The organism is Devosia sp. UYZn731, assembly GCF_040546795.1.
Lineage (GTDB): Bacteria > Pseudomonadota > Alphaproteobacteria > Rhizobiales > Devosiaceae > Devosia.
Map to the genome: position 1 here is coordinate 1 of NZ_JBEPOL010000020.1, position 22,115 is coordinate 22,115.

The window sequence follows — 22,115 nt, forward strand, 5'->3', positions numbered from 1 at the left end:
GAGCAGGTCTCGTCCTCACAAGACGCGCCGATAACCCCTGCAAGCGTCGTCGCGGCCCTACCCAATTCGCCAGCACCACCGGCGCCAGCAGCGCAGCAACCGCAGGTCACCCCAGCTAACACGCCTCCCGAAACCTCAGCTGGGCAAACCACTCTCGGTCAGTCGAACGGCAACGGCGGCGGGAACGGAAACACCGGCAGCAGTAGTGGTAGCGGGAGCAGTAACTCCGGCAACGGCAATGGCAATAGTGGCGGGAACGGGAACGAAAATTCCGGGAACGGCAACGCCAATAGTGGCGGGAACGGGAACGAAAATTCCGGGAACGGCAACGGCAATAGCGGCGGGAACGGGAACGAAAATTCCGGGAACGGCAACGGCAATAGCGGCGGGAATGGGAACGGAAACTCCGGCAACGGCAATGGCAATGGTGGCGGGAATGGGAACGGAAATTCCGGGAACGGCAACGGCAAAGGCAAAGGTGGCGGGAATGGGAACGGAAATTCTGGAAATGGTAACGGCAATGGTGGCGGGAACGGCAAGGGCAAAGATTGATCGCCTTACCCTGTCTTAATGTCTCCGGCTCGGCTTCATCTTTCCCAATTGTTCGCTTTTTTAGAAACGGAACAACCCGTTCGGGCGTGGGGCCGCCGCTTCTACCGAGCGTTGTATGTCCGGTTTTCGGGAGCCCCGGTATTTCTTAGACGGCATACATGGGGTCGGCTGCTGACCAGTTCGGGGTGGAAAACGGCCCGACTGCTTTCGGACGGCAGACGGCAATAGCTGCCGTTGCCAAAGGTGTCTGTCGAGGGCGTTTGTTCAAAGCGGCATCCACCTTGCTAGGCCGCTTCGACCGAGCCTCGCCGCAAAGCCCTGCCACGGCGTGATAGGATCACAACTGTGATCAGAACCTGCACTAGGTCCGCAAGCGGCTAGGCGGCCCATATTCCAGTCTCACCCATCAAGAACGGCAGGGCGAAGGTGAGCGGGATTGCGAAAAGCTAGGTTCGCATGACTCGCGTCATCGGCATGCGCACGACGGCGCAGTGACCGAGCCGCACTCCCACTTGCATCGCCATGCCCACCCACATTTTCCGGACGTGTATCATCGGCACCGTCACGGCAAGCGGCGCGTTATCCTACCTTTTCAAACGTGCTGAACTGAAATTTTTGCACCGAACCCCACGGCGTGGTGTGTTCGTGTCGGCGCGTTGCCATGAGCTTGAAGCCGGTGCCGAAGATGGCATGCAGGCTCTCCGCATCGTGCCGCGCGACTTCAAGGCCGCTGCACTTTTCCGGGCCGTCCGGTGCGAAGGTTCCGATGATGGCCTTGCCACCCTTGACAAGCGCTTGGGTCATGACTTCAGCATATTTCTGCTGGTCGGCAGGCGCAGTTAGGAAATGAAACGCTGCCCGATCGTGCCATAGGTCATAGGATCGCGTTGGCTGCCATGTCGTCACGTCCGATACGAACCAGTCGACGCGGTCGGTTGCCTGCATCCGAGCACGGGCAAATTCAAGCGCGCTCGATGACAGGTCCAGCACGCTCACATGGGCCTGTCCCGCCGCGATCAGGGTATCTACAAGGCGAGACGCACCGCCGCCGATATCGATGATCGCTGCTGCAGGCGTTAGGCCTGCTTCATCCAGAAGTGCAAGGGAAAGTTCCGGCGAGTCCTCAAACCAACTCACCTCATTTTCGCCTTTGGTGGAATAGACTTTGTCCCAATGGGACGTGCGTTCGGTCGGCATAATATCTGTCCCTATTTTGGCGATGCTGTCGCTGACAGGATTGCGAAACGTTAAGCATCAGTTTGAGACGCCCAAGCGTCTGCCACTCTGGCTTGGATGGCACTTCCAGTTCAAACGTGCAGCCTCGGCGAGCGTAAGGTGGCCCAAGGCAACAGCCGCACGCGTATAGACTAGCTCGGTCATGCAGCGCCGTGCACTGCTTTGGCCTGATCGCCCAGATAAAAGGTTAGCCTAGACAACCCAGCACGTTGATGACGATAGGCACCTGTCGAGAATGCAGGTCGCCCCTACGATGCACATGTCGGCATTTAGATCGGGAATCGGTGCTTTGGCTATGGCTTGTCGGGATGGCCCGTGCCGTATCGCTGGGATAATATTGGCGCTGTGTTGGGTTTCGTTGCCGCCGTTCTAAACCTCGCCTAGCTTTAGGCGAACCACCATGGTCTGTTTCATTGAAAGGAGGTGACCATGACCACCCCCACTGGATGGCTGCAACAGGCAAAAACGTGGGCACGGTCAATAAAATGGGACGTGGTTGCCCTCTGGATCGCGGCGCGAGATCGGCGGGTGCCGTGGTACGCAAAGCTAGCGGCCGGATGCGTCGCTGGCTATGCGCTGTCACCGATTGACCTGATCCCTGATTTCATTCCGGTGCTCGGGTACCTCGATGACATCATTCTGGTGCCGCTCGGCATAATGTTGGTGGTGCGGCTCATTCCGGTGCGACTGATGGCCGAGTTTCGTGCAATGGCGGCAGTAAGAGACGGGCGTCCAATGAGCCGGGCGGGCGCGGTAGCCATCGTTCTGATCTGGTTGGTTGCAGTGGTTTTGTTCGCTTGGAGATTCTGGCCGCGCCGAACCTGATGTTTCCAGATGAAGCGTGGTGCATCTGTCAAGATTTACGCGCTGGATCTGAGTTGGGCGGTATTTTGATACTGACCTTACCAGTGTGGGAAGGCGGACGGCGCTTTCGGCGTAAAAGTCTTCAACACGTAGCGCGCCGGAAAGAAAATGGCCCGGCAATGGCCTGGCCCAGCGTTTCAGGACTTCAGATTGCCGGTGTAACCCGCGTCTTCGATGGCCTGGGCGAAAGAGGCCGCGGGTTGGGTGCTATCGATGCGAACCACCTTGGTCGCCAGGTCGATCAAAACTTTGGCCGCAGGATCGGCACTCTGGACCGCCTTTTCAACGGTACCAACGCAATGAGAACAGGTCATGTCGTTGACTTGAAAATTGAGCATCTGCAATTCTCCATTTGTATCATCAACAGGGTGCGTCATTCCAAGATGGTAAGGTCAAGGGCCGCGTTGCTTTTTGGCGTTTGTGGAAGGCAGCATTCTTCCCAGTACGCCGCGCTCACCACTGAGCCATCGTGCCAAGAGGCCCATCAGGTGCAATGCAAACAGCAAAAGCATGATATAGAACAAGAGTTTATGCGCCACGGCTCCGGCCGCGGACGAAGTAAATGGTATTGTGGGCAGTGAAGTCCAAAGACGCTGGGCGGCGGTGTGAACGCGGAGCGCTGGCTCGCCGTTAGACCGGATAACGCCAAAGCGATGGAGGTCACGTAGAGGCCCGCATAGAGCCGCGACGAGAAGCGCAGTTTTATTCTGGCCGATCCAGAAACGACGCGCACCAGCAGACGAAACACGATCACCGTTAGAACGGCAACGCCCAACGAAGCGTGCCAAGATCCTCCGAAGCGCTATGGCCCCCCAAAATCCCGTGGCGAACGCGGGCACCCGTATGATGACCGTAGTCCAATGGCCAATTTGGACTAGCGCGTTCCAACGTCGGAGGTCGGAGCCATGGGCTAGCGCTACCGTTTGTCGGGTGCAAGGACGCCCAGGCCGTCCAGCACAAGCTCGAGGTAACGCTCCCGACCACTGGACGATGCCGGCAGGCCAGCGCCAGACAATGTTCCCAGGCAATACTGCGTCAGTTCGGTCGCGGAGTAGTCGGTACGCAACCCGCCGGCTGCCGCAGCGTCGGCGATGCAGTCCCGCACCAGATGCAGCAATCGATGGTGGGCCGGCGCCATGTTGGACCTTTGATGCAAAAAAGACGGCACCCCAGCCTCATGGCTGCCGCGTTGCAACCGGGTGTAAGCAGTCAGCACGGCCAGTAACCCGGCAAGCGCATCCGGCGCGGACGCCCGCGCCGCTTCAAGGTGCGTGAGATGCTGCTCGACCTGACGTTCGTGCCAAGCCAATAGTGCAGTATCGACATCGGCAAAGTATTTGTAGAGCGTCGCCCGGCTGATACCGGCGCCGAGCGCGACATCGGACATGGTGACGCCGCCGATCCCTTTTTGCTCCACCAGCGTACCGATAGCGTCGAGCACAGCGTCCCTGACAGCCTGCCGGTGGGTATCGATGGTGGTGTTCCAAAGCTTTGGCATGGCGTGCAGCGATACATCACGCCGCAGGGGGTGTCGAGACACGCCGATTTGACTCTTTACACAGTGTATAGATAAATGAGGTAACCACTCGAGGAGCCCGACCTATGACCATGCCAGCCGGAAACGACGGACGCCGTGCCACTTCCATGCCAAAATGGGTCAAGGTTTCGCTGTGGATCGGCGGCGTCCTCATTGTGCTCGTTGTGGTGATGACCGCGCTCGGTCATGGGCCCGGACAACACATGGGCCTGCATTAAATGAGCTGGTCTCCGTTCTGGCGCAAATTACTCTTAACCCTGCATGTGGTGACTTCGGTAGGGCTGATCGGGGCAGTCGCGACCTTCCTGCTGTTGGCGACCATCGGCGCCAGCAGCAGCGATCCAGCCTTGGTCAATTCGGCTTATCTGGCCATGAACCTGATCACCTGGCCGATCATTGTACCACTGGCCTTTGCCTCGCTGCTGATCGGCATTGTGCAATCGTTGGGAACGCCATGGGGCCTGTTCCGCTATTATTGGGTGATCCTCAAGCTGGTGCTGACGGCTGTGGCTATTGTTGTTCTACTGATCCAGACACCGACAATTGCGGCGCTGTCACACGCAGCCAACGGCGGTGAACTTACCCAATTGGCCGGCGGCAGGTTCGCGATGATCTTGCACAGCGCGGGCGGGATCGTGGTGCTGATGCTCGCCACCGTGCTCTCGGTCTATAAGCCGCGCGGCATGACTGCCAGTAGGATTTGATGTTGACCCTACAACGGATGGAAACTGCACCTCCAAATTTCTACATCGAGAAACTTGCTGACCCGAAGATATTTCCCGACCGGGGAGCTGGTCTGAGCGCCACACGTGGCTGCACTCGGTTCAATGGCGAAAATCGTGCTCAAGTCCCGCTTGCGGGTCTCGGTTTGACCTTGGCCCCGGTCGTCAATCCAGCTCGATATCGTCATCTATCAGATTGTGGCTGTCCCACTGGTTGTGTGGGATGGCCGCACCAAGCTTGAACTTGAAGTCAATTACGCTTTGGCGGTCGAGCCCAACTTTACATGTGAACGACACGGAGTACCACTTCTTGTGGAGTCGATAGGCGCCCCCCGGTGCGTCCAGAGTGTCGCCGGTAATCGTGGTGTCGGCCATTGCACTTGGGTCAAGCGAATCCGGCACTTTGCCGGCTGACACCAGTCGCAACTGCTCGAGCCCCTCAATGTTGCATAGTTGGATAATACGCTCCTCCGGCCCAAGGCGCGGCAGCGTCTGCTTAACCTGACGGTTTTTCGGATCATCGAGAATTCGACTGGTGAAGAACTGCGTGGCTGTGGTCATGCCGCCATTTTCGGTCGTCAGAACGGGCTCTAGAGTTGGCGGCATCGCTGGTGCCGGCACCGTTTCGGCAGGGGTAGACAGTACTGCCGGCGGCATTCGGGGCGTGGGTATGGCAATCGGCGCGGGTGGAAGCGTTGCGCTGCGGAACTGCTGTTCGGTGATAATATCCACGTCGACGGCCCGTGGACGGGGCACCGGCAGTTTTTCACTCGTTACCAATAGCAAAAGCGCTGCCAAAACCGCCGCGTGAATGCAGATGGAAACCAAGAACGGCAACGAACGCATCTGCCGAGCGAAGACAACAACATGCAGTGTGCCGAGAACATCAGGCCGCCTTGTCGGAATAGGCCCGCGCATTCTGTCGGCAACCATTGGAGAACGTGGATACGGGTGTCACTGAACTTGTGGCGGCGCGGTAAAGCTGCTCCACACACACGGCTGGCTCACTTCCCGTGGGTTTCCAGCCACTTGGTCATGTCTGCGATTTCTTTTTCCTGCGCAGTGATAATTTTCTGGGCCAGCGCCTTGGTCCACTCATCCTTGCCGTATTGCAGTTCTGCCTTTGCCATCGTTATAGCGCCCTGATGATGCGGGATCATCCCACAAACGAAAGCCACGTCGAGGTCGGTGTTGGCGGCACCCGCCATCATGTTGGTGTTCATCTGGTCCATGCCAGCCATTAGCGCCTTGTGCGCATCGTCCATCGGCGCTGCTGTATCGCCCATAGCCATTCCTGCCATGGGAGCGACCGCCGAGGTAACGCCACACTCGGGCGGGAGTGGTTGCATGTCCTGGGCGAATGCAGGGGCGGCAACTCCCAGTCCAAGAGCGATGAGGGTCGCAGAAAAAGTGGTCTTCAGCATCTGGCGTTCCTTTGCTAACGAATGCAGCAGGTGTTGGGGATTGGTTCAATTTGAAATCAGCTTCACCTTGGGACCATCCCTTGTGGGAAGGTCAAGGCAACATCGATAATGTCGATCACCTTCGCAGGAGCTGCCGTTCATTCGATCCGGGCATTGCGCAAACGCAGCGAATTGCCAATTACGCTGACTGAGGAAAGGGCCATGGCGGCCGCCGCAATGGCAGGCGACAGCACAAGTCCAGAGAACGGATACAGCAGCCCCGCTGCAATCGGCACGCCCGCTGCGTTGTAGGCGAACGCGAAGACCAGGTTCTGTCTAATATTGCCCATCGTGGCTTGCGAAAGTTTGCGCGCCTTGACGATGCCCATCAGGTCGCCACCCAGTAGTGTCACGCCAGCGCTTTCGATCGCCACGTCGGTCCCGGTTCCCATGGCGATCCCGACGTCGGCTGCGGCTAGCGCCGGCGCATCATTAACCCCGTCACCAGCCATCGCCACGACGCCGCCTTCAGAACGAAGGCGTGCGACGACCTCGCTTTTGCGCTCGGGCATGACATCGGCCTCGATCTCAGTAATGCCCAGCTTCCGGGCAACCGCTTCGGCGGTTACTTTGTTGTCGCCGGTCATCATCACGACCTTGATCCCCTGCCTGGCTAGTTCTGCCAGAGCGGCGGGTGTCGTCTTGCGGATGGGATCGGAGATGCCAATCAGCCCGGCAACATCCTTGCCGATGCCAACGATCACTGCGGTCGCGCCTTCAGAGCGTAAATCGTCTGCCCGCTTGTGCCAGGCCTTGGTTTCTATGCCGACCGATTGAAGATAGGCCGCGCTGCCGATGAAAATAATCTTGCCGTCAATCGTTCCCGTCAGTCCTCGTCCAACCGGGGAATCCACCTCTGTCGGGTCGGAGAGCTTAAATTTGCGGTCGTTTGCCGCTCCCACTATCGCTTGGCCAAGCGGGTGTTCGCTGGCGCGTTCAAGACTTGCTGCCAGACGCAGTAATTCGGCTTCCTCAATGCCGTCCGCAGCAACGACGGCCGTGACCGTGGGGCGGCCTTCCGTGAGCGTGCCAGTTTTGTCGACAACCAGTGTGTCGACGCGCTCAAGGCGTTCCAGCGCTTCCGCATTCTTGATCAGCAGGCCCAGACTGGCTCCCTTGCCGACGCCAACCATGATTGCCATTGGCGTTGCCAGCCCAAGGGCGCAGGGACAGGCTATGATAAGCACCGACACGGCGGCGACCAGACCGAAAGCGAATCGCGGTTCCGGTCCCCAAATGCTCCAGGCGGCAAAGGCCAGGATGGCGATGCCGATCACCAGGGGGACAAACCAGCCCGAAACCTGATCGGCGAGTTTTTGTATTGGCGCGCGTGAACGTTGCGCGCTGGCGACCATCTGCACGATCCGCGACAGCATGGTATCGTGCCCGACCCCCGTTGCCTCCATAACGAGGCCGCCGGATTGATTGATGGTGCCGCCGATCAGCTTGGCGCCAACGTCCTTTGTCACCGGCATGGATTCACCCGTGACCATCGATTCATCCAGGGAACTGCGTCCTTCGAGCACCTTGCCATCGACGGGCACTTTTTCCCCGGGCCGGACACGTAGATGGTCTCCCAACGCGATTTCCTCGATCTGCACTTCCTGATCGGTCCCATCGGCGCCAACGCGACGGGCAGTCTTAGGAGCAAGGTTCAACAGCGCCTTGATCGCACCCGAGGTTTTTTCGCGCGCCCGCAATTCCAGAACCTGACCAAGAAGCGCCAGGGCCGTAATGACGGCAGCGGCCTCGAAATAAACCGGCACAGCACCATCCATGGCACGCATATCCCGCGGGAAAAGCCCCGGGAACAGCGAAGCCACCATCGAGTACAGCCAGGCAACGCCGATCCCCATTGCGATCAAGGTGAACATGTTGAGGCTTCGATTGCGTAGCGAATCCCAACCTCGCGCGAAAAATGGCCACCCAGCCCACAGCACCACCGGTGTCGCCAGCACCATTTGCACCCAGTTCATGTTCTGGGGCGAAATAAAGCTATGGAAGTCAAAGAGGTGGCTGCCCATTTCCAGCACAAATACCGGCGCTGCCAACGCGGTACCAAACCAGAAGCGCCGGCTCATATCAGCAAGCTCGGGGCTGGTCCCGCTCTCAGCGGTCGGCATTTCGGGCTCCAGCGTCATGCCACAAATGGGGCAGTTTCCCGGGTGGTCCTGCCGGATCTGGGGATGCATGGGGCAGGTATAGATCGCTCCGCTGGCACCCGGTTCAAGTTTGCTCGGCACCGCCTTTGCATCCACAAAATCTGACGGACTGGCGACGAATTTGTCGTGGCATTTTTTTGAGCAGAAATAGTAGTCGTGGTTGGCGTGAAGAGAATTAAACTTGGCTGTTTTCGGATCCACAGCCATGCCGCAAACTGGGTCCTTCACCGCTCCAGTCGTATTGTTATTGGCTGGGTGAGAGTGTCCATGATGAGTCGTATGATCAGTTTCGAGTTTGCTCACGTGCCATCCTCCAAAAGACTGTGAGACAGCCTTGCACCTTCCCCCGGGGGTAAGGTCAACGGCTCAATCGGCCAGCTGGACCTGCGTCCTAAACCCTCAGATCCCGGAATCCGGCCTCTTCGGTCAGACTCCCCCGGGCTGGCCGCGCGTCCAAGGTATTCTCGATTTCGTCCATCAGCACATTGCGTTCGACTACCAAAAGGCAGATCGCACCCGGACTGCGTACGGTGCTTATATCGATCAAACCGGAGTATGCCGCGATTTCGCCCATCTGGCCCTGACGTTCTGCCGGTGTATGAATATTCCGGCCAGGTACTGTACCGGGTACCTGGGAGACATCGGGGTGCCGTTCAACCCGGACCCGATGGACTTCTCCGGCTGGTTCGAAGTCTACCTCGGCGGGCACTGGTATTCGGCAGACGCTCGCCACAATGAACCGCGAATTGGGAGAGTCCTGATGGCCAGAGGGCGTGATGCCACGGATGTTGCGCTGTCCACTCAATTTGGCCCGGCGACCCTCTCGAGCTTTTCCGTCACCACCTACCAGATGCCTGATCCGATCGGACAGCGGTGAAGGATATCGACCTGGTGTTTCTCGATATGCAGAGGACTTGCCTCCTGAAGGCCCTTTGCCACGACCGAAATATGCTGAAGCCTAATGGCCCCGGGGAAAGCGATCGCTGCTCTCGTCTCCTCGCCCAGCAACTGCCAGGCCCTTGCTGGCGTTTGTTGATTTGGAGGAGACCGTAGTGCCGCAGATCCAGAAGCCTCCCAGCAAAGCCGTTATTGACGAAGATCCCGACCATAGCCCCATGACCCGGCGCGGGCCCGATGGCCGCGCGCACAAAACGCCGGAGACGGAGCCCGGCGAATCTGTGCCCAAGAGAGGGGACGACCTGCTGCCAAACCCGTCGACTGTACGGACCAATCCCGACTAGGCCCCATCGGCCAGTCGTTGGGTGGCATCGGCGCTCATAGTCGGGGTCAATCTTCGATATTGCGGACAAGGCACAGGGCCGTGGCCTGCAATGCCGCCCAACCAGGGCGGCCGCCAGCGAGGCGCCGGCATGATCGTGGGCAACCGCACCATCACCGGTGCGGAGATAGTTAAACTGTACCACGCGCGCTATCCGTTACCGCGGAAAGTCCTCCGACGTCCTGTCGCAATCGGCAGAAAGACGCGAATATCGGACAGGAGATCAACCAAAAAAATTGCTGAAATTTGCTTCGACGGGCACTCAGCGCCTTGTTTCTGGGACGATCAGCGCGGCGTTGAAGCCGTGCGTAGACCCAGTCTTTGTAACACTGTAGCGTCATCGCGCCGATATTCGGCGCTGGAGTTCCAAATGCAACTGAGCACCGAAAGCCTACTGGTCATTCTCCTCGTTGGCGCCATAGCTGGCTGGCTCGCCGGCCAAATCGTTCGGGGCTACGGCTTCGGCGTGTTGGGCAACATTGCCGTGGGCATTGTGGGGGCTTTGATCGGAAGCTGGCTTCTGCCGCAGCTCGGGATCTTCCTCGGCACCGGCATCGTCGCGTCGATTGTAAATGCCACGTTGGGCGCCATCGTTTTGCTTATCGTTCTGGGACTGGTGCGTCGTAGTGGCCGCGGCTGGCGGCGCTAAAAATTACACGGCTGACTCCCCAAGGCATCCACAGACGCCATTTCGAAGGGTGTGTTGGCGGCGCTCGCTTCACCTAGCTTTTCGCTCTATGACGTAGGGGCCTCTTCTAGACCGTAGTCGTGGGCATGGGCCACCGCCCACCTCCTGGCGGTGGCCTTTTCATTCCTGCGTTTGAAAAGCATAGCAATGAGCCCAAGCGCGACAAAATACTGAACCGCGTCGGACTTCTGTCCACCCCAGCATACAACGTACAACCTTGGCGGCCGGTACGTGTATTTCCTGCATGACCGAACCTGAGAACAAGTTGTTCGGACAACCGTATGAGCTCTTTGTATTCGCCCGTAAAATCTCATTGGCATTGCCAGAGGAATTCTGGACCTGAACGGGCCTGACCGGGAAGCTTGCGACCGGGACGCCGCCTCAGCGCACCCAACCGCGCCCGGCTCATTGACCTGACTAGCGCTAAGAGGACGATGCGTTAGGCTCGCGCGGCCAACGCTTTCCGCGCACCAGCTGCGGCGCGTCGAGCGATGGCGAGTCGACGTTCGTCCTCATCGGCCGACCACATGGGATCGATGCGGTCTTCACGGTCGTCACGTTTGATCTGGGGCGTCATTCTGTCGTCCTCTGGTTGACCTAAGTATCCAGTCATCATGGTTAGCAGACGGTTAACTACCCGATCACGTTTTAAAACCGCGCATAACGGCAGTATCCCGCGCTTCTTCGGTAGCAGCCACGTGGCGGAGCTCAGCTAAACCAAAGTCAGCCCAAGCTTGGTTGCAAGTGTAACAAGCTGCGCCGTGATGTCGTGGCGAAGCTCTATGCCATCGCGGAGGGAACTTTTCTTGCTTGCCAGGGCCCGTTCACCCGGAAGGCGCACGACTCCCCGGTCGCGGCGCGGGCGAGAACCGCGGCAGAGTTCTATCAGAAAGTCGGTCTGATCAATGAACTGATCGGTGCCCGCGAATGCCGCGGGGTCGAAAACCTGCACAAATACCGAGGCGCTCCAACGCTTGGCGCCACCGTTGCGGCCATGGCCCGACAGGCCCTGCGACAGGGCCTCTACGGTCAAGGCCATGCCGTAGCCCTTCTGGCCGTGATCGTGCCCTCCGGTCAGCAGCAGCGCGCCCAATGGATGGCCCGACAGCACTGCCGGATCGTCGGTCGGGTTGCCCTCATTGTCCTGCAACCATTGCCCTTGGAGGCGCCCGCCTTCCTTGGCAGTGCGGGCGACCATGCCATTGGTGGTGATGGAGGACGACATATCAATGAGGATAGGATCGCCCCCAGTGGGAATACCAACTGCGATCGGATCAGGCCCCAATACCGGATCGAGCCCACCAAAGGGCGCCACGGTAGAGGATCCAGGATCGGAGCTGGCGATCATTACCATCAGCCCCTGACGGGTGGCGCGCTCCAGATAAGCCTGCAAGCATGCTGTATGGTGGGCATGCTTGATGCTGACCGCGCCAATTCCATAAAGCCGCGCCTTGGCCGCCGCTGTATCAATTGCCGCCACAACCAGACTAACGCCGCTAAGCCAGCGGCCATCCCAATGCGCCACTGCGCCGCTATCGCGCAACACCTCGGGTTCGCCGGACCCCAGCATCGTGCCACGCTGGAGCTCCCCGACATAGGCCGCCAGCAACGCAAGGCCATGCGTGTCATGCCCCAGCAGGTCCGCTTCGACCAGGATTTCGGCCACGAGCCGGGCCTTGGCGTGCATGCCGGCTTTGGTCAAAGCCGCTGCCGCAAAAGAGACAAGAGCGTCGGAAGCGTATTTCAAAGCCGGTTGCCGTCGGGGCCAAACAGGTGAGCCCTTGTCTCGTCCAAACCCAGCGAAACAAATTGTTCCAATTGCACCTCGATGTCACCGTCGATCGCCGCGAAGATTGTGCCCCCGGCGCCACCATCCACTTCCACGACAGTGGAATCGCCCAGCCGTTCGATAAGCCGAATCTTGCCGGTGATGGGCCCATCGGCGTCTGGAACGAGCAGATGCGGGCGAATGCCAAACGTCAGCGTATCGCCCATGGTCAATCCTGACACGGAACGGTGTAGCGTCGTGGACTTGAGCGATGGCGCCGAGACCGTGATGGCGTCGCCAGAAACGGCGTCCACGGTCACGGGCAGCAGGTTCATCTTGGGGGCGCCGATGAATCCGGCAACAAAGAGGTTTGCTGGGAAATTGTAGAGTTCCATCGGCGTGCCGACCTGCTGCACTTCGCCGAAGTTCAGGACCACGATCTTGTCGGCCATGGTCATGGCTTCTACCTGATCGTGGGTCACGTAGATCATGGTGGCCCCAAGATCGGTATGGAGCTTGGACAGTTCCATGCGCATGTCGACGCGCAAGGCGGCATCCAGGTTGGAGAGCGGTTCGTCGAACAGGAACACTTCGGGCTGGCGAATAATGGCGCGGCCGATGGCGACGCGCTGACGCTGGCCGCCGGAGAGCTGGCTCGGCTTGCGCTCGAGCAACTCTTCCATCTGCAGTATCTTGGCGACTTCGCGAACCCGCTTGGCCCGCTCGGCCTTGGGAACGCCGGAGAGACGCAGCCCGAACCCCACATTTTCCTCGACAGTCATGTGCGGGTACAGCGCGTAGGACTGGAACACCATGGCGACGCCGCGATCGCGCGGCGCTACCTCATTGCACTTCCGCTTACCGATGAAGAGCTCGCCGTCCGTGATCTCCTCTAGGCCGGCAATCATCCGCAGCAGGGTGGACTTGCCACAGCCGGAGGGACCGACAAAGACGACGAATTCCCCATGCTCGATGGCCAGGTCTATGCCCTTGATGACCTCGACCTTGCCATAGTTCTTGCGGACGTTACTGAGCTGCAATCCAGCCATTCTTGCCTCCTTCGGCCTGCGCAGAGCGGACTATTCGGCCAGTTCGATGACGTAAGCGCTGACAGATGCCTTGGGGATAGCAATCCCCGACAGCCCCGGCACGGCGCTCTGCCTGACGGCAAAAACATCGAGATTGGTCGAGTCGATGGCATCGTCGAGCTTGTCGGGAGAAATACGATGGCACGTCGTGCTCTTCGCCTTGGCCCCGCCCAGGTCGATGTCGATCGACGCGTCTTTCTCGATGTCGGTATTGGTCACGTGCAGGTAAACGGTGTTGCCCTTGCGGGACGCCGAAACCACGACGCTGTCGCTATCGGAGTCAGCCTTGAGGCCGTGCGTCCCCGACTGCGTCTTGAACAAGCGCATCACATGGCCAACCGGCAGCAGATAAGGCCGTTCGCGGGGCGAGCCGGTCAGCAGTGCATTGACCGTCCAGCTCGTACCGGCAAAATCGGCCAGGGTGCAGATGTCGATAATATCGGAGTGGCGCTCGAACAGCGTCATGCAGCGGGCGTGATAGACGCCTGACAGCCATTCGCGCAGCAGTTCGATCTTGTTGTGCGGCTGCAGCGACAGATGGCCCTCGGTAATCGCCAGCTTCAGCTTTGGATTGGCCTTTGACACCACGGCCCGGGCGTCGAGCAGCTTCTTTTCCACCGTCTGGTAGATGGCATCGAGCTCTTTCCAGGTCTGGTTGGTGTCGTTCCGATAGCGACGGCCCTTGAGCACGGTGGTTTCGCTGTTCGCAGGGTGCTGATGCATCATGTGCAGCGCCACCATGTCGATCTGGTCGCCCGCCGCTTCGATGAGGTCGTTGGCCCACCACATATTGGTGTCCCGCTCCATGTCGCCCCAGCCGATCAGCAGGATGTTGGGATCGCGGGCCCGCATCGCATCGGCGAACTCACGATAATTCTGGGCGTTTTCCTTGGAGGTGAAACGCTCGCCGGCCCTGGGATAGGAGGTCTCGTTGCCGATCTGCCAGGTACGAACATTCCATGGCTTGTCGCGCCCATTGGCTTCGCGCTCGGCATTGTCGGGATCATTGCAATAGCTGACGAGATCAGCAGCTTCCTGCGCATCGCCCGAGCGATGTTCGCCGCGCGGGGTATTGATGTATTCGGGACGACCGTCGGCGGCGAAATTGATCGCCATGATCGGCTCGGCGCCGACCGCCTCGCAGAAATCGAGGAATTCGTGCACGCCGACGCGGTTGGTTTCGACACCGCCCCACAGGTAGTTGATCATCGGCACGCGCGCCGTCGGCTCGCCGACGCTTTCACGCCATTTCCAGAAGCTGGTGAGAATGCCACCCCAGCGCACCGAAGACGGCGACAGGTCGCGCGTTACCTCGATGAAATCATCGCGCCACTTGTCATTCTCGATATCCCAGCAGGCCTCCACCGAAGAATCTGTCGTGCCGAGCGGCTCCATGAATTGCATGTAGAGACGCGGCGAAATTTCGTGGCGGGGACTGACGTCCACCTGAATGGCTGGCATTACAAACTCCTGATAAAAGCGGTTACTTGATGCCCGAAGTCGGGCGCATCCCATTGACGATCCAGCGCTGTCCGAACAGGAACAGGACGATCATGGGCAAGGATGTGAAGAAGGCGGCGGCGAGGATCACCGTGTAGTTGAGGATCGCCGCATCCGAGGCCGAGAGGTATGACACGGCCACTGGCACGGTCATCGAGGCGGGCGAATTGGTGATGATCAACGGCCAGAGAAAATTGTTCCAGCTATAGAGCGCCGTCAGCACCGAGAGCGTAATAATGGCCGGCGCCGCCAGCGGCACCATTATCAGGCGAAACACCTGGAAATCGGTGGCGCCATCCATGCGGGCCGCTTCGTCCATTTCGCGGGGAAGCTGCATGAAGAACTGGCGAAGGATGAAGATACCCACGACGCGCGGCAGGCCAGGCAGGATGACGGCATAGATAGTGTCAACCAACCCCACGTTGGCCATCAGGTCATAGAGCGACAGCACTTCGAGGATGCCGGGCATCATCATGGTGATCAGCACGAGGAAGAAGATGAAGTCCCGGCCCGGCCACTTCAGCCGGCCAAAGGCATAGGCCGCCGGAATATCGAGCAGCAGGATGCCGATGACCTGCGCCACCATGATGATGGCGCTGTTGAGCATAGCCTGCGGAATGCTGACGCCAGCACCGGCATCGGTCAGCACTTTCCAGTAGTTAGCCAGGGTCCAACTGCTGGGGATCACCTGATCCTTGAGGATTTCCGTCGGCGGAGCGAAGGAGAACAGCACCAGCGAAGCGACCGGCAGCACCCAGAGCAAGGCGAGGACGAAGAGGACGATCCAGCGCAGCGAAGTATTGCGTTTCATGAGCGTCCCCTAGCGTTGGCGGAACACGCGGAACTGCACGAGGGACAGCGCCGCGATGATGATGGTGATGACGACGCCGATGGCAGCGGCCTTGCCGATGGCAAAGTTACGGAAGCCTTCTTCGTAGAGCAGCATGGTCAGCACTTCGGTGCTGCCGAACGGCCCGCCCCCGGTCATGATCAGCACCTCGCCAAACACCTGGAACGCCTGCACGAGGCTAAGGATCATGACGATCAGCAGGATGGGCTTGAGCAATGGCAAGGTGATGAAGAAGAAATCCTGAACGGCGTTGGAGCCATCAAGATTGGCCGCCTCGTAGAGGTCGTCGGGAATGTTCTCGAGCCCGGCCAAAAGAATGATGACCATGAAGCCGACATTGATCCACAGGGTGATCAGCGCGATGGCGACGAGCGCCCAACCTGGCTCGGTCAGCCAGGATTGGTCAGGCAGGTGCAGCAGGCGCAGGATCTGGTTGATGGTGCCGGCCTGTGGTTCGAACAGCCATTTAAAGGCGATCGAAGCCACCGCGACATTGACCACCAGCGGGAAAAAGAACGCCGTGCGGAAGATGGCGATGCCCGGCAATTTGCGATGCAGCAGCACGGCAAGCAGGGTTGAGACCACCATGATCAGCGGCACGAAAATCAGCGCAAAGCGGCCAGTTGTGAGGAAGCTGTCCCAGAACCGGTTATCGGACATCAGCGCCGCGTAATTGCCGAGGCCGACAAAAGCGTTGGGGCCAAAAATGCCCCAGTCAAACAGGCTCATATAGACCGCCCTTACGATCGGGTAGCCTAGGAAAATGGCGAACACAACCAGGTAGGGGCCAACCAGCAGAAACGGAAACAAGCGGGCGCGCAGATGCGACATGGCTAAGCTCCACCCAAGGCATGAGGAATATGTCGGCCGTCGCACAAACGCCGGGTTGGCCGAGGGTGGCCGGCTGCCGAAGCAGCCAGCCGGAAAGGTTGGGTTATTTCGTCAGCGCAGGCGGAATGCCCGCGGCGAGCTTGGCCACGCCTTCATCAACCGTCGTCCGCCCCGCGTAGAATTCCTCGAGCACCTGCTGCACGACCCGGTCGACGGCAGGCTGATTGACCAGCGGCGCCGGGAAATGCGCTGTTTCGATAGAAGCAGTGACGATCACCTGCTCGGGCAGCGCCTTGTAGGCTTCGCTCTCGATCACCGAATATTGCGGCGAGACCTTGCCGGTTTTGGCCCACTCGACGCCGTGCTCGCCGATCCATTTGACGAAGGTCAGCGCATCGGCGCGGGCCTCTGGATTGGTGCCGCGCGGAATGAGGAATTCGTGCGCCATGGCGAAGACCGCAGGCTTGGCCCCGAAGGTCGGGAAGCTGGCAATGCCGTAGTTGAGACCGAGGTCCTTGGCCGCTGCCTGATAGACCGGCAGATCGGTAATCTGCATCACGGCGATGCCGATCTTGTTCTGCGCAAAGAGTTTGGAGGCGTCCGCGCCGACATCTTTGGTCGGGGTCACACCGGCGTCAAGAAAACCCTTGAGCTCGGTCAATACCTTGGTCGCCGTTGCGGTAAAGGTATCCGAAACATTGGTCATATCGGCATTATAGAGGCTGTCCTCGTACTGCCAGTAGATGCTGTAGAAGTTGCGGAAGGTACCGCTGCCCGCCAAGTTGAAGAACAAGCCGGTCGTGCCATCACCAAGCGCCGCGATGGCCTTGGCGTCTTCCAACAGCTCGGCGCCAGTGGTCGGCGGCGAATTGGGATCGAGACCGGCTTTTTCGAACAGGTCCTTGTTGTAATAGATCGAGCGCGGGAAGATCGAGATCGGCACGCCATATTGCTTGCCGTCGAAATTGCCGGCATCCCAGGCCTTGGGAACATAGTCAGCCTGGACGATACCAGCGGCAGTCAGCTCTTCGGGGGTGAACGGATCGAGCGCACCCTGATTGGCATAGACGGGAACCTGATCAGAATTGACCACTGTCAGGGCGGGTGCCTTGCGCGAGGCCATGGCCACCGAAAGCTTGGTGTTGAAGTCATCCCACGGGATGATCAGCAGCTTGACTTCGACGTCGGCTTCCTTGCCGGCGGTCGCATTGAAATCCTTGACCAGGGCGTCGATTGCCGCACCATCGGGACCGCTGAACAGGGTCCAGAACTCGATGGAACCTGCAAAGGCGCCGGTAACGCTAAGGCACGATAGAGCTGCGGCGCCCAGCAGGGCTGAACGGAAATGGCCTAGTTTCGACTGCGATCGTTTGGAAATTGTCTTGAACATAATCCCTCCCTCGGAGTGCGGACCCTTCTTGGGCTCGTTGCTAATATTGCTAATGCCATCTTGTATACCAGTCAACAGGATATTGCTAATTTTATGACTTGCATACCAGCACTTGCCTCACTTAGGCTGTGATGCCATTGAAGACGGCCGCCCAAAAACACTGAAAGTCATGTGATAAATGCGAGGAATCGTGGAGAAGGAGCGCCCTCAGGGCCGACAAGCTGCGCGACCCCTACGAGACACGAGCCGAGCGTCTGGAGCTTGGTTACTAGTATACCAGGGTGTTAGGGCGAACATCGTCGCGATGGAAATGCTGCCGGGCGACAAGATCAGCGAGAATGAGCTGGCGCGCCGTTTTGGCGTTAGCCGCACCCCGGCACGGGAAGCCATGCAACGCCTGGCTGACGAGGGGCTGGTAGAAATTTTCCCGCAATCCGGCACTTTCGTAGCGCGCATTCCCTACGAGGAACTGCCCGAGGCAATGGTCATTCGCAAGGCCTTGGAAAAAACCACGGCCAGCATGGCGGCCACATTGGCGACCCGAAGCCAGGTATTGACCTTGGCGTCAGTCATCGAGCAGCAGCGCGAGGCCGCCATGGCCGAAGATCGCAGCGCCTTTCACCGCGCCGACGAACTGTTTCACGCCAAACTGGCCGAAATCGCAGGATATCCGGGAATTTGGAAGCTGGTTTTGCAAGTCAAAACCCAGGTCGACCGATTCCGCCGGCTCACCTTAGTCCTGCCACATCGAATGTTTGCCGTGATCGAGGAGCATGAGCGGATTCTTGCTGCGATCGGGCAAGCCGAACCCGATATCGCTGCGGCAGCCATGATCGCTCATCTTGACTCGGTACTGCCCGCAATAGGGCAAGTTAAGGACGCGCAGCAAGACGAAAGCTGAATAGTGGCTGGCATTTGACCAGCGCCCAAGGTCCGCAGCGCGTCCCAGCCGACCACTGCAGTCAGATTGCTTTCTAGGAGCGGAGCAGTGTGCGGCAACAGCGCCAAGCTGATTTCGAGTGAGATTGCTGAACGCAACAGCGCTGAATTGATAGGCATATGTAAGTCCTCAACTTTCCCCATAAACTCAGCAAACCAGTTCAGCCACGCACCTGATCGGTTCGCCCCGAACGCCCGAACGTCGAACTCGCCCGCCTCGGCTAACCAGATATTAGCTGTTTTGGCCGAGACGGCTTGGCGCCCATTTGGACGTTGAACTGACCACTGGGCAACAGCGCCTGAATGCCCAACCCCAGTTTCGAGATTCGGCGCAAGCGGAGCGGCAGGTAACGCATGTCAGGACGTGTAAGCCATAAATGCTCTGTCGGCTCGCTGGGGTAATTCGCAGCCTTTGCTTTATTTAGGTCAGAACGACGTGCTGCGTTAGTTCCTCAATGGTTGTTTCGGCTTTGGCGACGTCGAAGACCTTGGTGCCGTGGCTCATGATCACGAAGCGGTCGCAGACTTGGTACGCGTGATAGAGGTTATGCGTCACCAGCACGCTCGATACGCCCTCCGATTTGAGCTTGAGCACCTGATGCAGCAGCGCCTCGGTCTCGCGCACCGAAAGCGCCGAAGTCGGCTCATCGAGTAATAGCACCCGGCGCTTGAAGAACACGGCGCGCGCAATGGCGACGGCCTGCTTCTGGCCACCCGACAGATCGCCGACCAGCTTGTCGGGACTGTCGATACCGGAGATATGCACGGCGCTTTCCAGCACCTGCATGGCGATGTCGCGCATCTGTTTGAGGTCCAGAAAACCGAAGCGGGTAGTCAGTTCGCGGCCAAGGAAGATGTTGCGCGAGATGGAGAGGCAATCGACCAAAGCCGTGTTCTGGTAGATGGTCTCAATGCCGGCCTCGGCGCTGTCGCGGCGGTTGGCGAAGTCCTGCCGCTGCCCATCCACGGAGATGTAGCCGGAGCTGGGCCGATGGATGCCGGAGAGCATGTTGACAGTGGTCGACTTGCCGGCGCCATTGTCACCGAGGAGGCCGACGACTTCGCTGTGGCCAACTTCGAAGCTGAGGTCGGTCAGCGCTTTGAGCGGGCCGAAAGTCTTGTTGATGTTGTGCAGGGCCAAGAGGCTCATGACGCGGCTCCCCGGCGGTCCAGGCCGTGATTGAAGATCGAGGCCACGACGATCAGCGTGGCGACGAACATGTCGAGGTAAAAGCCCGGCGCGCGCATCAGCAGCAGCACGTCGGTGATGGTGAAGATCAGCATCACGCCGAGGAAGACGCCGAGGATCGATCCACGCCCGCCGCGCAGCGACAGGCCGCCGATGACGCAGGCGGCGATGGCCTGGAGCTCGAGACCGGCGCCCTGCCCCGGCTGCACCGACCCGACACGGGTGGTGGCCAGGATGCCCGCAAAGGCTGCCATGAAGCCGGCAATGGCAAAAGCCATCAGCTTAATGCGGTTGGTATTGACGCCGATGGCCGTCGCCGCCGAGCGATTGCCGCCGGTGGCGAAGACGTGGTTGCCGAAGCGGTGGCGATGCAGCATGGCCCAGAAAACCAGGCACAAGCCGATAAACCAGATGAACGCGGCGTTGATGCCGAACAGCGTGCCGGAGAAGAGTTCGTTGAACACCGGATTGGGATCGAACCGCACCTGCACCGCACCATTGAGCAGCAGCACGGCGCCGCGCCAAAATAGCAGGCCGCCGAGCGTCACGATGAAGCTGGGCAGGTTGAAGCGGAGGGTCAGTGCGCCGTTGAGCACGCCGATGGCGGCGCCGATCAACAGGCCGACGGGCGCGGCCAGGAAAGCATCGACGCCATTGCCGACCAGCATGGCCATGACGATGGCGGTGAATGTATAAACCGAGCCGATCGAGAGATCGAATTCACCAGCGATCATCAGCACGCCGGCGCCGAGGGCCAAGCTTCCGAGCACGGGCACAGAGCGCATCATGATGCCCATATTGGCGGAAGAGAGATAGCGGAAGTCATCGGGGAAGAGCAGGCCCGCCAGGATGCAGCCGAGCTGCACCACTACGAAGACCAGCAGAATGGCGCCCGCCGGCATGGTGAGAAGCGCATGCAGGCGCTGGGCCACCGTTGGCTTGGGCATGGCGGCGCGATGATCGATCATGTCGGTCACGGTCATATCCGGTTGAAAGAGGGTGCCCCGGCCGGTCGGGACCGGGGCCATTAGATCAGCGATAGGTGCCGATGAAGGGTTTCACGACGCCGATGCGTTCCTTGTTGAGGAAGGCACCCTGGCCGGTGTCCACATCTGTGGGAGTCAGGCCGTAGCGCTTTGCCATGGCGATCTGAGCGATCGGGTAGTAGCCCTGCAGGTAGGGCTGCTGATCCATGGTGGCAAACATCGCGCCCGACTCGACGGCGTTGACGATCTCCACTGCGAGATCGAAGCCGCCGAACGGCACGTCGACCCCCGCATCCTTGATGGCGCCTGCGCCAACGGTGGAGGTGACCGAACCGGTGCCAAAGACAGCCTTGATGTCAGGATTGGCAATCAATGCCTGGGCCATAATGTTCTGCGCTTCGGCCGGATCGAGGCCGGCGCGAACCGTTTCGACCTTGATGCCATGCTCTGTCATGGCACGCTCAATGCCGCCGCCGCGCGCCACCGCAAAACTGGCCTCGGGGATTTCGCGCGGGTTGAAGACCACGTCCCCTTCCTTGAGACCGAATTCCTCGATCATGCGGATGCCCAGTTCATAGCCCGAGGCTTCCTCGTTCATGCCCACATAGGCCTGGCGGCAATTCCCCTTGGCGCCTTGGAGATCATCATTGTTAAAGCCAATGACCACGATGCCGGCTCCCACTGCCGCGCAGATGCTTTCGTCGAACGCATCCGAGCTGGAGATGGCGACCGCAATGCCATCCACGCCGGTGGCAACAGCCGACTCGATCAGATCGTTCTGGCGGACCGGATCATTGTTTGCATATTGCACATCCAGGTCTACGTTGAAGGCCGCGGCGGCGTCCTGGGCGCCCTTCACCACCGGATTGAAGAACTGCACGCTGGGGTCGAGATAGATGATCATGGTGGCCTTCACCGGATCATTCTGCGCGATAGCTGGGCCAGCCGATGCCAGCATGGTGCAGCCGGTCAACAGGCCGGCCGTTAGTTTGGTCAGTTTCATTTCAGTCCTCCCTTGGATGAAACGGGCCCTCCTCAGGTCCCGCTTCGCGCGGCATTTTTTCACCGCGC

22 protein-coding genes and 1 pseudogene are annotated in these 22,115 nt (G+C 59.5%); 8 read left to right on the forward strand and 15 right to left on the reverse strand.

Translation table 11 applies throughout. The features are described from left to right. Window positions 1-238: 238 nt before the first annotated feature. Window positions 239-571, forward strand: a complete 333-nt coding sequence (locus ABIB57_RS26165; RefSeq protein WP_354044359.1) for a hypothetical protein — start codon at window positions 239-241, stop codon at window positions 569-571. Window positions 572-1,131: 560 nt separating this feature from the next. Here the strand turns inward: ABIB57_RS26165 and ABIB57_RS26170 are convergent. Continuing rightward, window positions 1,132-1,749, reverse strand: coding sequence for a class I SAM-dependent methyltransferase (locus tag ABIB57_RS26170; RefSeq protein WP_354044360.1), 618 nt, complete (start codon window positions 1,747-1,749; stop codon window positions 1,132-1,134). 468 nt (window positions 1,750-2,217) lie between these two features. On the opposite strand from ABIB57_RS26170, the gene ABIB57_RS26175 reads away from it, so the two are divergent. After that, window positions 2,218-2,613, forward strand: a complete 396-nt coding sequence (locus ABIB57_RS26175; protein WP_354044361.1) for a YkvA family protein — start codon at window positions 2,218-2,220, stop codon at window positions 2,611-2,613. Further along, on the forward strand, window positions 2,586-3,233 hold the full coding sequence (locus ABIB57_RS26910; RefSeq protein WP_502914489.1) for a hypothetical protein: 648 nt from the start codon (window positions 2,586-2,588) through the stop codon (window positions 3,231-3,233). Before ABIB57_RS26175 ends, ABIB57_RS26910 begins: the two co-directional genes overlap by 28 nt. A gap of 335 nt (window positions 3,234-3,568) precedes the next feature. Here ABIB57_RS26910 and ABIB57_RS26185 read toward each other — a convergent pair whose 3' ends face one another. Continuing rightward, the gene (locus ABIB57_RS26185) at window positions 3,569-4,150 is read right to left on the reverse strand and encodes a TetR/AcrR family transcriptional regulator (protein WP_354044363.1); all 582 of its coding nucleotides are present in this window, start codon (window positions 4,148-4,150) and stop codon (window positions 3,569-3,571) included. Window positions 4,151-4,254: 104 nt separating this feature from the next. On the opposite strand from ABIB57_RS26185, the gene ABIB57_RS26190 reads away from it, so the two are divergent. Together ABIB57_RS26190 and ABIB57_RS26195 are read left to right on the forward strand one after the other, a co-directional pair. Next, window positions 4,255-4,407 carry a hypothetical protein gene (locus ABIB57_RS26190; RefSeq protein WP_354044365.1) on the forward strand — a complete coding sequence of 51 codons (153 nt, stop codon included), beginning with the start codon at window positions 4,255-4,257 and terminating at the stop codon, window positions 4,405-4,407. Beyond that, window positions 4,408-4,893 (forward strand): hypothetical protein, encoded by a 486-nt coding sequence (locus tag ABIB57_RS26195; RefSeq protein ID WP_354044366.1) that lies wholly within the window; start codon window positions 4,408-4,410, stop codon window positions 4,891-4,893. 183 nt (window positions 4,894-5,076) lie between these two features. Here the strand turns inward: ABIB57_RS26195 and ABIB57_RS26200 are convergent, their stop codons facing one another. From ABIB57_RS26200 to ABIB57_RS26210, 3 genes are all read right to left on the reverse strand, one after another. Further along, window positions 5,077-5,844 (reverse strand): DUF930 domain-containing protein, encoded by a 768-nt coding sequence (locus ABIB57_RS26200; RefSeq protein ID WP_354044367.1) that lies wholly within the window; start codon window positions 5,842-5,844, stop codon window positions 5,077-5,079. 71 nt (window positions 5,845-5,915) lie between these two features. Continuing rightward, entirely contained in the window at window positions 5,916-6,335 is a 420-nt protein-coding gene (copM, locus tag ABIB57_RS26205; RefSeq protein ID WP_354044369.1) for a CopM family metallochaperone, read from the reverse strand. A gap of 137 nt (window positions 6,336-6,472) precedes the next feature. Continuing rightward, window positions 6,473-8,839: a heavy metal translocating P-type ATPase gene (locus ABIB57_RS26210; protein ID WP_354044370.1), complete on the reverse strand. Its 2,367-nt coding sequence runs from the start codon at window positions 8,837-8,839 to the stop codon at window positions 6,473-6,475. 118 nt (window positions 8,840-8,957) lie between these two features. On the opposite strand from ABIB57_RS26210, the pseudogene ABIB57_RS26215 reads away from it, so the two are divergent. Continuing rightward, a pseudogene (locus tag ABIB57_RS26215) lies at window positions 8,958-9,413 on the forward strand (transglutaminase-like domain-containing protein); the annotation flags it as partial. 772 nt (window positions 9,414-10,185) lie between these two features. After that, on the forward strand, window positions 10,186-10,464 hold the full coding sequence (locus ABIB57_RS26220) for a GlsB/YeaQ/YmgE family stress response membrane protein (RefSeq protein ID WP_354044371.1): 279 nt from the start codon (window positions 10,186-10,188) through the stop codon (window positions 10,462-10,464). A 478-nt stretch (window positions 10,465-10,942) separates the two neighbouring features. On the opposite strand, the gene ABIB57_RS26225 is transcribed toward ABIB57_RS26220, so the two are convergent. The 7 genes from ABIB57_RS26225 to ABIB57_RS26255 form a co-directional block, all read right to left on the reverse strand. Continuing rightward, window positions 10,943-11,080 (reverse strand): hypothetical protein, encoded by a 138-nt coding sequence (locus ABIB57_RS26225; RefSeq protein ID WP_354044372.1) that lies wholly within the window; start codon window positions 11,078-11,080, stop codon window positions 10,943-10,945. 135 nt (window positions 11,081-11,215) lie between these two features. Continuing rightward, the gene (locus ABIB57_RS26230; protein WP_354044373.1) at window positions 11,216-12,250 is read right to left on the reverse strand and encodes an Ldh family oxidoreductase; all 1,035 of its coding nucleotides are present in this window, start codon (window positions 12,248-12,250) and stop codon (window positions 11,216-11,218) included. Next, window positions 12,247-13,320, reverse strand: a complete 1,074-nt coding sequence (locus ABIB57_RS26235; RefSeq protein WP_354044375.1) for an ABC transporter ATP-binding protein — start codon at window positions 13,318-13,320, stop codon at window positions 12,247-12,249. Before ABIB57_RS26235 ends, ABIB57_RS26230 begins: the two co-directional genes overlap by 4 nt. Before the next feature lie 30 nt (window positions 13,321-13,350). Then, window positions 13,351-14,820, reverse strand: a complete 1,470-nt coding sequence (locus tag ABIB57_RS26240; protein WP_354044376.1) for an alpha-L-arabinofuranosidase family protein — start codon at window positions 14,818-14,820, stop codon at window positions 13,351-13,353. A 22-nt stretch (window positions 14,821-14,842) separates the two neighbouring features. Further along, a complete protein-coding gene (locus ABIB57_RS26245; RefSeq protein WP_354044377.1) occupies window positions 14,843-15,670 on the reverse strand; it encodes a carbohydrate ABC transporter permease in 828 nt (275 codons plus the stop codon). Window positions 15,671-15,679: 9 nt separating this feature from the next. Beyond that, window positions 15,680-16,540: a carbohydrate ABC transporter permease gene (locus ABIB57_RS26250; protein WP_354044379.1), complete on the reverse strand. Its 861-nt coding sequence runs from the start codon at window positions 16,538-16,540 to the stop codon at window positions 15,680-15,682. A 103-nt stretch (window positions 16,541-16,643) separates the two neighbouring features. Beyond that, window positions 16,644-17,930 carry an extracellular solute-binding protein gene (locus tag ABIB57_RS26255; protein WP_354044380.1) on the reverse strand — a complete coding sequence of 429 codons (1,287 nt, stop codon included), beginning with the start codon at window positions 17,928-17,930 and terminating at the stop codon, window positions 16,644-16,646. Between the two features lie 178 nt (window positions 17,931-18,108). On the opposite strand from ABIB57_RS26255, the gene ABIB57_RS26260 reads away from it, so the two are divergent. Further along, window positions 18,109-18,831 carry a GntR family transcriptional regulator gene (locus tag ABIB57_RS26260; RefSeq protein ID WP_354044382.1) on the forward strand — a complete coding sequence of 241 codons (723 nt, stop codon included), beginning with the start codon at window positions 18,109-18,111 and terminating at the stop codon, window positions 18,829-18,831. 459 nt (window positions 18,832-19,290) lie between these two features. Here ABIB57_RS26260 and ABIB57_RS26265 read toward each other — a convergent pair whose 3' ends face one another. From ABIB57_RS26265 to ABIB57_RS26275, 3 genes are all read right to left on the reverse strand, one after another. Then, a complete protein-coding gene (locus tag ABIB57_RS26265) occupies window positions 19,291-20,019 on the reverse strand; it encodes an ATP-binding cassette domain-containing protein (protein ID WP_354044383.1) in 729 nt (242 codons plus the stop codon). Continuing rightward, the gene (locus ABIB57_RS26270; protein ID WP_502914490.1) at window positions 20,016-21,005 is read right to left on the reverse strand and encodes an ABC transporter permease; all 990 of its coding nucleotides are present in this window, start codon (window positions 21,003-21,005) and stop codon (window positions 20,016-20,018) included. Before ABIB57_RS26270 ends, ABIB57_RS26265 begins: the two co-directional genes overlap by 4 nt. Before the next feature lie 85 nt (window positions 21,006-21,090). Continuing rightward, window positions 21,091-22,047, reverse strand: coding sequence for a sugar ABC transporter substrate-binding protein (locus tag ABIB57_RS26275; RefSeq protein ID WP_354044384.1), 957 nt, complete (start codon window positions 22,045-22,047; stop codon window positions 21,091-21,093). Between the last annotated feature and the right edge of the window lie 68 nt (window positions 22,048-22,115).